Source organism: Aromatoleum toluvorans (assembly GCF_012910905.1).
Lineage (GTDB): Bacteria > Pseudomonadota > Gammaproteobacteria > Burkholderiales > Rhodocyclaceae > Aromatoleum > Aromatoleum toluvorans.
In genome coordinates this window covers 60421-71988 of the sequence record NZ_WTVN01000025.1, presented here as the reverse complement: position 1 = coordinate 71988, position 11568 = coordinate 60421, and the positions used below count along the sequence as shown (strand labels likewise).

Here is an 11568-nt window from a genome sequence, read left to right as displayed (position 1 = left end):
CGCCGGGGCGGCTGCGGGGGCAGGGGCCGGAGCCGGTGCAGCAGCGCCTGCTGCGGCAGCCTCGACCTTGATCAGTACGCTGCCTTCGCCGACCTTGTCGCCGAGGCCGACCAGCACTTCCTTGACGACGCCGGCGGCCGACGAAGGCACGTCCATCGTCGCCTTGTCGGATTCGAGCGTCGCGATCGCGTCGTCGATGTTGATGGTGTCGCCGACCTTCACGAACAGCTCGATGACCGGCACGGCGTCGAAATCGCCGATGTCCGGGACCTTCACTTCAATCATTTGACTCATGTTCTTCGTCTCCCTGGCTCTCTCAGACGCTCATCGGGTTCGGCTTGGCGGGATCGAGGTTGTACTTCAGCAGTGCGGCGGCAACCTTGTCGCGCTCGATCAGGCCGTCGTCGGCCAGCGCCTTCAGCGCGGCCACGGTGACCCAGTGACGATCCACCTCGAAGAAGTGGCGCAGCCTTTCCCGGGTGTCCGAGCGGCCGAAGCCGTCGGTGCCGAGGGTGACGTAGGTGTTCTTGATGAAGGGACGGATCTGGTCGGCGAACAGCTTCACGTAGTCGGTCGCCGCGACGACCGGGCCGACGGCGCCCTTGAGGCACTTCTCGACGTGGCTCAGGCGCGGCGCTTCCATCGGGTGCAGCATGTTCCAGCGCGCGGCGTCCTGGCCTTCGCGGGCCAGTTCGTTGAAGCTCGGGCAGCCCCAGATGTCGGCTTCAACGCCCCAGTCGTTCTTCAGCAGGTCGGCCGCGGCGATGACTTCGCGGAAGATCGTGCCGGAGCCCAGCAGCTGGACGCGCAGCTTGCCTTCGGCACCCTTACGGAACGCGTACATGCCCTTGATGATGTCGGCTTCAGCACCGGCAGGCATCTCGGGATGCTCGTAGTTCTCGTTCATCACCGTGATGTAGTAGTACACGTCCTGCTGCTCGGCGAACATGCGGCGCATGCCGTCCTGCACGATCACGGCGACTTCGTACTGGAAGGTCGGGTCGTAGCTGATGCAGTTGGGGATCATGTTGGCCAGCAACAGGCTGTGGCCGTCCTCGTGCTGCAGGCCTTCGCCGTTCAGCGTGGTGCGGCCGGCAGTGCCGCCGATCAGGAAGCCGCGGGTGCGCTGGTCGCCTGCCGCCCAGCACAGGTCCATCGTGCGCTGCAGGCCGAACATCGAATAGAAGATGTAGAAGGGCACCATCTGCACGCCGTGCACCGAGTAGGCGGTACCGGCGGCGATCCAGTCGGCCATCGCACCGGCTTCGTTGATGCCTTCCTGCAGCACCTGGCCGGTCTTCGATTCCTTGTAGAACATCAGCTGGTCATGGTCTTCCGGCACGTAGTTCTGACCCTGCTGGTTCCAGATGCCGTACTGGCGGAACATGCCTTCCATGCCGAAGGTGCGCGACTCGTCCGGGACGATCGGGACGATGTGGCGGCCGATCTGCTTGTCCTTGAGCAGCGTGTTCATGATGCGGACCATCGCCATCGTGGTCGACAGCTCGCGGCCTTCGCCCGACGCCTTCAGCAGCGCGGCGAAGTTCTCGAGTGCGGGCACCGCGAGCGGTTCGGCGGTGCGGCGGCGCTGCGGCAGGAAGCCGCCCAGCGAGACGCGGCGTTCCATCATGTACTTGTATTCGGGCGAGTCCTCGGCGAACTTGAGGTAGGGCAGTTCGGCGAGCTTGTCGTCCGGCACGGGGATGCCGAAGCGGTCGCGGAAGCGGCGGATCGCCTCTTCGTCGAGCTTCTTCTGCTGGTGCGAGATGTTCATCGCCTCGCCCGCCTGGCCCATGCCGAAGCCCTTGACGGTCTTGGCGAGGATCAGCGTCGGCTGGCCCTTGTGCTCGACGGCCGCCTTGTAGGCCGAGAAGATCTTGAACAGGTCATGGCCGCCGCGGTTCAGCTGCCAGATCTCGTCGTCGGTCCAGTCGGCGACCATCGCCTTCAGTTCCGGCGTGTTGAAGAAATGCTCGCGCACATAGGCGCCGTTCTTCGCCTTGAAGGTCTGGTACTCGCCGTCGACGCATTCCATCATGCGCTTCTTCAGCAGGCCCTTGGTGTCGCGGGCGAGCAGCGCATCCCAGTGCGTGCCCCACACGAGCTTGATGACGTTCCAGCCAGCGCCGCGGAATTCGGCTTCCAGTTCCTGGATGATCTTGCCGTTGCCGCGCACCGGGCCATCCAGGCGCTGCAGGTTGCAGTTGATGACGAAGATGAGGTTGTCGAGCTTCTCGCGCGCGGCCATGCCGATCGCACCGAGCGATTCGACCTCGTCGGTCTCGCCGTCGCCGAGGAAGGCCCACACCTTGCGGTCCTGCGCCTTGGCCATGTCGCGGCTGTCCATGTACTTCATGAAGCGCGCGGCGTAGATCGCGCACAGGGGGCCGAGGCCCATCGACACCGTCGGGAACTGCCAGAAGTCGGGCATCAGCCAGGGGTGCGGGTAGGACGAGATGCCGTGGCCGTCGACTTCCTGGCGGAAGCTGTCCATCTGGTCTTCGGTGAGGCGCCCGAGCATGTAGGCGCGCGCATAGACGCCGGGGACGGAGTGGCCCTGGAAGAAGATCAGGTCGCCGCCGTGCTCGGCGCTCGGGGCACGCCAGAAGTGCGAGAAACCCACGTCGTAGAGGGCGGCAGCGGAGGCGAAGGAGGCGATGTGGCCGCCGACGTTGGTGTGCTTGTTCGCGCGCACGACCATCGCCATCGCGTTCCAGCGGATGTACGAATGGAGCTTGATCTCCATGTCCGGGTTGCCCGGGTACTTCGGCTGCTGGTGGGCGGGGATGGTGTTGATGTACTGCGTGGTCGCCGAGTAGGGGATGTCGATGCCTTCCTCGCGGCCGGCTTCGATCAGCTTCTCGACCAGGAAGTGGGCGCGGTCGACGCCTTCATTGGCGACGACGGCCTGGAGGGCGTCCAGCCATTCCTGGGTTTCCTGGGTGTCCGGGTCCGTCTGCAGCGTTACGTTGGGTATCGCGGCCATGCTCTGTCTCCTTGTGTTGAGCTTCGCGGTTGGCGAATCCGCCCTTGAGAGGTGGTCCGGGTCGAATCCGTGAGACGCCGATCGCGCTTGTTTGATCGACATTTTTCGCATTCTAAAACCAGATTTCAGGATGTGCAATAATCTTTGCTGCCTATTTCGGGCAGGAAAAAGGGCTTGCAAGGGGCATGTGAGAGGTGCGCGGAAAGTGCGGCCAAGGCCGTGCGGCGAACGGCATCGGGCGCATTCGCGGTGGGCTGGATGGGTATGAGTAGGGCGGGAATGAAGCGGTTCGTGCGAACCGGAGCAGGAAAAAAACCGGCCGGGAGAAAGGGAGGGAGAGGAAGATCTCCCGGCCGATTCGGAAAACGGGATGCCGCGCGTCTAGCGGCCCGATGCCCTGCGACGGTCGTCATCGTAGGCAAACACCACGCGACCGTCGCGCACCTCGCCCATGAAAATATCATGAACGCTGGTAATCGTCTCGTGGCGGTCCTTCGAAAAGGGGGTGCGATACGTCATGACCACGCCCTCGATCTTCTCGTGCAGGTTTTCCAGCGCCTCGCGGACGCGGTCGCCATCGGTGGTGCCTGCCTGGCGGATCGCTGCAGCGAGCAGAAGCAGCGAATCATACCCTTGTGCGGCGGCGGGTGGGACAGGAATGCGGACGCTGCCCGTCGCGGTGCGCCACGCCTCGAGAAAGGCCTTGCGTCGCGGCGAGGTCGGCTCGGGGATGAATGTCTGCGGCATGTGCGCGCCTTCGGCGTTGGGGCCGGCGTTGTCGATGAAGTTCGACATCGCCAGCGTCCAGCTGCCGATCAGGGGCACGCGCCAGTTGATGCGCGCCATGCCGTTGGCAATATGGGCGAGTTCCGGGCCGATGCCGTAGGTGAGGATCGCTTCGGCGCCTGCATCGCGTGCGCGGCGCAGGGGCATCGTCATGTCGGTCTGCTGGAGGTTGAAGCGCTCGACCGCGACCGGCTTCAGGTCGCGGTCGGCGAGCGTGTGTTCGAGGTCCTCGCGCCCGAGCTGGCCGTAGTTCGTCGCGTCGTGGAAGATCGCCACGCGCTTCAGTCCGCGCCGGTCGATCGCCTCGCTGACGATCATCGCCGCCTGGATCGTGTCGTTGGCGGAAACGCGGAAGATGAAGTTGTCGGGATGCTGCGGGGGCAGGAACTGCTTCGTCACCATCGAGCCGGTCGCCACCGAGGTGATCATCGGGATGCGCGCTTCCTGGTAGAAGCGCTGGCTGGCAAGGGCGACGCCGGTGTTGACGATGCCGAGGCCGGCGACGACGCGTTGCCTGGTGATGAGTTCCTGCACGACCTGTGCGCCGCGCTCGTTGCGCGCCTCGTCATCGCGTTCGATCAGTTCGATCGGCCGGCCGAGCACGCCGCCTTTCGCGTTCAGTTCGGCCGCGGCGATGCGGATGCCTTCGCGCATCGACATGCCCATCGGGCTGGAGCCGCCGGTGAACGGCCCGGACACGCCGACGCGGATCGGGTCGGCAGCCAGGGCAGGCTGGGCGAGGAGATACAGCAGTGCGAGGATGAGGCGCAGCACGCGGGAATCTCTCTGTGGTCGGCAAGGCGACAATGTACGTTTCGGGGTGCCGGGGCTGAATTGGCGAAAACCCCAAGCGCCGCCGGTTGCCTGGCCATAGGGAAAAACCCGACTGACGCCTGGCGGTCGGGGCCATGACAATTGCGGCCGTCCGGGCGCGTCGCCGCGCTTCGCGTTCCGGACCTATTTCGCCTTGCCGCCACCCGCTTCCGATCCGAATGTCCGACTCCGCCGATTCCGGCCGCCTCTCGCCGACCCGCTGGTACTGGACCGCCCCCTACGTGGCGGTGGGCATCTTCGCGCTGACGATGCTGGGCCTCGTCTGGCTGCTGCAGCTGCGCGACGCCGAAACCCAGCGCAATGCGGTGGCGCGGGACGTGCAGTGGGCCGAGCAGACGATGCGCCTGCACATGCAGGGCACGGAGGAATTCCTGTCCCAGCTGGCGCGCGACCTCGCGGTCTCGGCGCTGGACCTGAACGGTTTCCAGGTGCGCGCGAATCAGCACATCGCCAACAACGGCGAACTGGTCAACGTTGCCTGGGTCGGCCCGGAAGAGCTCGTGCGCTGGACTGCGCCCTTCGACACCACCGACTGGCTGGCGGGCGACGCCCTGTCGCGCGTGCAGGCGGCCACGTTCTACCGCGCGCGCGACACGGGGCATCCGAGCTACGGCGAGGCTTATCAGGCAGCGGGCAAGCACATCATGCTCGAAGTGTTCGTGCCGGTGCGGCACGGGCGCGAGTTCCTCGGTGCGATCGTCGGCGTTTACTCGATCGAGCGGGTGCTGCAGTACCTGGTGCCGAGCTGGTTCGGCGAGAAATACCATCTCGCGCTGATTGGTGCCCAAGGCGAAACGCTGGCGGTGAATTCGAGCGTCGTCGACCTCGACCAGAGCATCTCGTACTCGATCCCGCTCGATCCGCCCGGCACCGGGCTGGTGCTGCGCGCGACGGCCTTCCGCACGGCGAGCCAGCTGCCGCAGGCGCTGCCGACGGCGATGATCATCGGCCTGTCGGTGATCGTGCTGTGGAGCCTGTGGCTGCTGCGCACCCACGTGCAGCGGCGCGTGCGGGTGGAGAAGGAGCGCGACCGCCTTTTCAACCTGTCGCTCGACCTGTTGTGCATCGTCGGCCTCGACGGCGTGTTCCGCCGCGCCAACCCGGCGTTCGAGCGCATCCTCGGTTATCTGCCCGACGAGCTGCCGGGGCGGCCGCTGCTCGATCTCGTCCATGCGGACGACGTGCCCTTCGCGGTCGAGCAGTTGCGCCGGCTCGGGGACGGGCAGCCGGTCAGCTTCGAGATCCGCTGCCGCGGTGCCGATGGCAGCTTCCGCTGGCTCGACTGGAGCATCAACCCCGTGCGCGAGGAAAAGCTCGTGTATGCCGTCGCGCACGACATCACCGGCCGCAAGGCGAGCGAGGAGGCGCTGCGTGCGGAATCGGCCTTCCGCAAGGCGATGGAAGAGTCGGTGATGACCGGCATGCGCGCCATCGACCTCACCGGCCGCATCATCTATGTGAACTCGGCCTTCTGCCGCCTGGTCGGCTTCGACGAGGATGAGCTCATCGGTGCGACGCGGCCCTTCCCGTACTGGGCGCCCGAGGAACTCGAACTGTGCAGCCACAACCTCGACCTGACGCTGCTGGGGCGCGCGCCGCCGAGCGGCTTCGAGATGCATATCCGGCGCAAGAACGGCGAGCGGATCGACGCGCGCTTCTACCTGTCGCCCCTGATCGACGCCAACGGCGTGCAGACCGGCTGGATGGCTTCCGTGACCGACATCACCGAACCGAAACGCATCCGCGCCGCGCTCGAGGCCGCGCACGAGCGCTTCGAGGCGGTGCTGGACGGCCTCGAGGCTGCGGTGTTCGTCGCCGACGCCCGCACCGACGAGATTCTCTTCGCCAACCGCGCGTTCAAGAGCATCCACGGCTTCGACGCCGTCGGGCGCACCGTGCGCGGCGTCGCCGTGCCGCAGCCCGAGCGCGGCGACTACGTGGTCGACCCGCGCGGTCTGACCGCCGCGGACCTGCCGCGCGAGCTCTTCGATGGCGAACTGCAGCATCCGCTGTCCGGGCGCTGGTACCACGTGCGCGAGCGTGCGACGCGCTGGGTGGACGGGCGTGTCGTGCGCATGGGCATCGCGACCGACATCACGGAGCGCAAGCAGACCGCGGAAGTGTCGCGCCAGCAGGCCGAGCGCCTGCAGCGTACGTCGCGCCTGATCACGATGGGCGAGATGGCCTCCACGCTTGCGCACGAACTCAATCAGCCGCTGTCGGCCATCGCCAACTACAGCATGGGATGCGTCACGCGCATCCAGTCGGGCAACTGGCGCGAGGAAGAGCTGCTGGCGGCGATGCAGAAGGCGAGTTTCCAGGCCGAGCGCGCCGGCAAGATCATCCGCCGCATCCGCGAATTCGTGAAGAAGAGCGAGCCGCGCCGCAGCGCGGTGCAGATTTCCGACGTGCTGGACGACGCGATCGGTTTCGCCGAGATCGACGCGCGACGCGTGAGCTCGCGCATCGTGCTGGAGGTCGCGCCCGACCTGCCGCCGGTCTTCGCGGACCGCATCATGATCGAGCAGGTCCTCCTGAATCTGGTGAAGAACGGCATCGATGCGATGGCGGACCTGCCCGACGAGCAGCGCGTGCTCACCGTGCGCGCTCGCTCGCTCGGTCCGCGGGCGGTGGAGGTCTCGGTCATCGACCACGGCCACGGCATCGGCGAGGAGGAACGCGGGCGTCTCTTCACGCCCTTCTATACGACCAAGACGGAAGGCATGGGGATGGGCCTGAACATCTGCCGCTCCATCATCGAATTCCACGACGGGCGCCTGATTGTGGATTCCAATCCGGAAGGGGGTACCATCTTCTCATTCACATTGCCCACCGAGGTCGCCAGTGACCGGACCGTCCGCCGTGTCTGAACAATGCATCTACATCGTCGATGACGACGAAGCGCTGCGCGATTCGCTGGTGTGGCTGCTCGAATCGAGCGGCCATCGCGTGCGGGCGTGGGAGTCGGCCGAAAGCTTCCTGCGCGACTACCTGCCGGCGATGACCGGCTGCCTGGTGCTGGATGTGCGCATGCCCGGCATGAGCGGGCTGGAACTGTTCGAGGAGCTGAAGCGCCGTCATTGCACGCTGCCGGTGATTTTTATCACCGGTCACGGCGATGTGCCGATGGCAGTATCGGCGGTGAAGAAAGGGGCCGTCGACTTCATCGAGAAACCGTTCAGCGAACGTGACATGCTGAACCTGATCGGAGAGTGCCTGGCGGCCGAGCAGGAGAGCCGCAACAAGCGCCAGCACGAAGCCGATACGGCGCGGCGGCTGATGCACCTGACGCAGCGCGAACGCGAAGTGCTGGATCTCATCATCGCCGGCAAGCTCAACAAGCAGATCGCCGACGTGCTCGGCATCAGCATCAAGACGGTCGAAGTGCATCGGGCGCGGGTGATGGAGAAGATGGAGGCGAATTCGCTCGCCGAACTCGTGCAGAACGTGCTGGTCTTACCGGGGATCGGCGGCCGCGGATAGGTGGCGGTCCGCCCTTGAGGTTTGGGGGAGGGGTATGAGCATCGGGAAGTTTCTGGTCGCGGTTCTCGTCCTCGGCTGCGTGGCGCCGGCCATCGCAACGGATCGGCCGGCGGAGCAGCTGGTGCGTGAGCGCTGTCGCAAGTGCCACGGCACGAACGGCCTGAGCGGGGAGGCGGAGTTCCCCAAGCTTGCGGGACAGAACGTCGACTATCTCACGCGGCAGATGGCCAACTTCAAGACCGGCGTGCGCACCAGCAAGCGCATGCGCACACGCGTCAATGACCTCTCCGGCGGCGAAATGCGTGCGCTGGCCGAATATTTCAGCGAGAAGCCGATGGTGCCCGAGACGGGAGGCGATCCCGTGCAGGTCGATCTCGGCCGCCACATCTACTTTTCCGGCATCCCGGCGAAGGGCGTGACGGCGTGTACGACCTGCCACGGTCCGCAGGGCCGCGGCGCGATGTACCTGCCGCGGCTCGCCGGCCAGCACGCCCAGTACCTCGCCTCGCAGTTGCGCGCGTTCCGCGATCATTCGCGCTCCTCGCCGAACATGGTGATGCATACGGTCGTCGAGAACATCGCCGACCCGGAGATCGAATCCGTCGCCCTGTTCCTCAGCGTGATGGAGTAAGCGCCGCCGACCGCGCCCTTCGGCGCGGTTCAAGGGGTGGCACATCGTGGCGCGCCCGCCCGGCGCGGGACCTCCCGCGCCCTTGATCCTCGTCAATGGGGCAAAGTTGACCGATCGGTAAACTTTGCTCTCCCCATTCACATTGCCCAGGGTCCCCCCATGCCAGCCACCCAGCCCGTCCCCGCGGCCGCGCGCCTGTTCCTCTCCGGCAACGACGCGGTCGCCCGCGCCGTCTGGGAAGCCGGCACACGCGTCGCCGCCGCCTACCCCGGCACGCCGTCCACCGAGATCCTCGAGGTGCTGGCGCGCTACCCCGACCTCTACACCGAGTGGTCGGTGAACGAGAAGGTCGCGCTGGAAGTGGCCCTCGGCGCATCGATGGTCGGCGCCCGCGCGTTCTGCGCGATGAAGCACGTGGGCCTGAACGTCGCCTCGGACGCGCTGATGACGATCACCGTCACCGGCACCGAAGGCGGGCTGGTGATCGCGGTGGCCGACGACGTGGGCATGTCCTCGTCGCAGAACGAACAGGATTCGCGCTACTGGGGCCGCTTCGCGCACGTGCCGGTGCTGGAGCCGGCCGATTCGCAGGAAGCCTATGCGATGACGCTGGCGGCCTTCGACCTGTCCGAACGCCTGAAGAGCCCGGTGATCCTGCGCCTGACAACGCGCATCTGCCATGTGAAGGGCGTCGTGCAGACCGGCGGCCGCATCGAGCACGAGCCGGCCGGCTTCGTGAAGGACCCGCGCCACTGGGTCATGGTGCCGGGCAACGCCAAGCCGCGCCTGCCGTCGATGTTCCAGCGCGAGGCCGCGGCCCGCGCCGAGGCGGAGGCCTCGCCGCTCAACTTCCAACTGGAAGGTAGCGATCGCCGCATCGGCTTCGTCACCTCGGGGCCGACCTTCATGCACGTGCGCGACGCCTTCCCCGACGCGCCGGTGTTCAAGCTGGGCCTGTCCTGTCCGCCGCCGCTGGAGAGCCTGCGCGCTTTCGCGGCAACCGTCGACGCCGTGCTGGTCGTCGAGGAAACTGAGCCGCTGCTGGAAACCGAAATGAAGGCCGCGGGCATCGTGTGCCACGGCAAGGACGTGCTGCCGCGCATCGGCGAGCTCGCGCCCGACGTGCTGGAACCGGCCGTCAGGCGCCTGCGCGGCGAGGCCGTGCCGGAACCCGAGCACGTGCCGCCCCAGCAGGTCTTCCCGCGCCCGCCGACGATGTGCGTCGCGTGCCCGCACCTGGGCGTGTATTACACGCTCTCGCAGATGCGCAACGTGCTGATCTCGGGCGACATCGGCTGCTACACGCTGGGCGCCGGCCACCCGTGGAACGCGCTCGACACCTGCATCTCGATGGGCGCGTCGATGGGCACCGCGCTGGGGATGGACAAGGGGCGCGGCAAGGTCGACGAGAACAAGAAGGTCGTCGCGGTGATCGGCGATTCGACCTTCATGCACATGGGCATGCAGGGCCTGCTCGACATCACCTGGAACCGCGGCAACGTCACCGTGCTGCTGCTCGACAACCGCGCCGTCGGCATGACCGGCGGCCAGGACAACCCCGGCACCGGCCGCGACATCCACGGTGAGGAAACCCAGCGCGTGGACTTCGCGAAACTGTGCGAGGCGCTCGGCGTGAAGAAGGATCGCATCCGCGTCGTCGATCCCTACCAGCTGCCGGTGCTGTTCAAGGCGCTGCGCGAGGAGACGAAGATCGAGGAACCTTCGGTCATCATCACGAATCGCCCCTGCGTGCTGATCGACCACTACGAGCCGGCCAAGTCCTACATGGTCGAGGAAGACCGCTGCACCGGCTGCGGCAACTGCGTCGAAGTCGGCTGCCCGGCGATTCACGTGACGCGCCGCGGCAAGGAGGTCAAGGCCTCGGGCAAGGAAGTCGATCTCTCCTTCGTGCGCATCGAGACTTCCGCCTGCACCGGCTGCGGCCTGTGCGTGCAGCCCTGCGCGCCGGAAGCGATCGTGCACGCGCAGCCCGTCCAGTCCATCCATTCCGTCCAGTTCGTCAGGAAGTGAGCGCCGCCATGTCCCAGATCACCAACATCCTCGTGTGCGGCGTCGGCGGGCAGGGCGTCATGACGGCGACCGAGATCCTCGCCGAAGCGGCGATCTCGCTCGGCTTCGACGTGAAGAAGACCGAAGTCGCGGGCATGAGCCAGCGCGGCGGCGTCGTGACCTCGCACCTGCGCTTCGGTCGCGTCGTGCTGTCGCCGCAGATCGTGCCGGGCGAAGCGGATCTCCTGATCGGCTTCGAGTCGGCCGAAGCGCTGCGCTGGAGCCACATGCTGCGCCCCGGCGGCGTCGCGCTGGTGAACTCCGGGCGCATCGTCCCGCCGGTCGTAAACCTCGGCCTGTTCGACTATCCCGAAGATCCCGTCGCGCGCATGCGCGCGCTGGGCCTGACGGTGCATGCGTTCGACGCCACCTCGCTGGCGCTCGAACTCGGCAACATCCGCCTCGGCAACACCGTGATGCTCGGCGCCTGTGCCGACCGCCTGCCGTTTCCCGCCGAAGTCCTGCGCGACGCCGTGCTGGCGCGCTTCGGCACGCGCAAGCCGCAACTCGTCGAGGCGAACCGCGAAGCCTTCGAGGCGGGGCGGCGGGCGGTTGCCGGCGAGGCCAAAGCCGTCTGAGTCGCGGTAATAGGGGCGGGATCTCATCCCGCCCATCCCCGCTGAGTTGCACACGCAACGGTTCCGCAAGCCGCGATCCGATCACCAGGCGCGCAGCAGCACGCGGCGGGGCGAAGCCATCCTCCATCGGCGGTGCCAACGCCCCGAAGACCACGGAATCGAATCGCACAAGCCCATGATCCTGCGATAAAATACTTGGT

The 11568-nt window shown here is 66.6% G+C and carries 8 protein-coding genes; 5 read left to right on the top strand and 3 right to left on the bottom strand.

Annotated elements, in window-relative coordinates; translation table 11 throughout:
* From GPA22_RS15710 to GPA22_RS15700, 3 genes are all read right to left on the bottom strand, one after another.
* The coding region (locus GPA22_RS15710; protein WP_343036064.1) for a biotin/lipoyl-containing protein at positions 1-294 on the bottom strand (294 nt) is incomplete at its 3' end.
* Positions 295-316: 22 nt separating this feature from the next.
* Entirely contained in the window at positions 317-2986 is a 2670-nt protein-coding gene (gene aceE / locus GPA22_RS15705) for a pyruvate dehydrogenase (acetyl-transferring), homodimeric type (RefSeq protein WP_169257003.1), read from the bottom strand.
* 381 nt (positions 2987-3367) lie between these two features.
* Positions 3368-4546 (bottom strand): ABC transporter substrate-binding protein, encoded by a 1179-nt coding sequence (locus tag GPA22_RS15700; protein ID WP_169257002.1) that lies wholly within the window; start codon positions 4544-4546, stop codon positions 3368-3370.
* 218 nt (positions 4547-4764) lie between these two features.
* Here GPA22_RS15700 and GPA22_RS15695 point away from each other — a divergent pair, with 218 nt between their 5' ends.
* From GPA22_RS15695 to GPA22_RS15675, 5 genes are all read left to right on the top strand, one after another.
* Complete coding sequence (locus tag GPA22_RS15695) at positions 4765-7476, top strand: PAS domain S-box protein (protein ID WP_169257001.1); 2712 nt, start codon at positions 4765-4767, stop codon at positions 7474-7476.
* Entirely contained in the window at positions 7469-8089 is a 621-nt protein-coding gene (locus GPA22_RS15690) for a response regulator transcription factor (protein ID WP_425483963.1), read from the top strand. Before GPA22_RS15695 ends, GPA22_RS15690 begins: the two co-directional genes overlap by 8 nt.
* Before the next feature lie 34 nt (positions 8090-8123).
* Positions 8124-8720 carry a c-type cytochrome gene (locus tag GPA22_RS15685; protein WP_169256999.1) on the top strand — a complete coding sequence of 199 codons (597 nt, stop codon included), beginning with the start codon at positions 8124-8126 and terminating at the stop codon, positions 8718-8720.
* 159 nt (positions 8721-8879) lie between these two features.
* Positions 8880-10751 carry a thiamine pyrophosphate-dependent enzyme gene (locus GPA22_RS15680; RefSeq protein WP_169256998.1) on the top strand — a complete coding sequence of 624 codons (1872 nt, stop codon included), beginning with the start codon at positions 8880-8882 and terminating at the stop codon, positions 10749-10751.
* A gap of 8 nt (positions 10752-10759) precedes the next feature.
* The gene (locus GPA22_RS15675; protein ID WP_169256997.1) at positions 10760-11368 is read left to right on the top strand and encodes an indolepyruvate oxidoreductase subunit beta; all 609 of its coding nucleotides are present in this window, start codon (positions 10760-10762) and stop codon (positions 11366-11368) included.
* Positions 11369-11568: the final 200 nt, after the last annotated feature.

What these genes read in the sequence shown, in the direction of transcription:
- aceE (WP_169257003.1), bottom strand. Translation starts at nt 2,986, where the DNA reads ATGGCCGCGATACCCAACGTAACGCTGCAGACGGACCCGGACACCCAG.
- GPA22_RS15695 (WP_169257001.1), top strand. Translation starts at nt 4,765, where the DNA reads ATGTCCGACTCCGCCGATTCCGGCCGCCTCTCGCCGACCCGCTGGTAC.
- GPA22_RS15685 (WP_169256999.1), top strand. Translation starts at nt 8,124, where the DNA reads ATGAGCATCGGGAAGTTTCTGGTCGCGGTTCTCGTCCTCGGCTGCGTG.
- GPA22_RS15680 (WP_169256998.1), top strand. Translation starts at nt 8,880, where the DNA reads ATGCCAGCCACCCAGCCCGTCCCCGCGGCCGCGCGCCTGTTCCTCTCC.
- GPA22_RS15675 (WP_169256997.1), top strand. Translation starts at nt 10,760, where the DNA reads ATGTCCCAGATCACCAACATCCTCGTGTGCGGCGTCGGCGGGCAGGGC.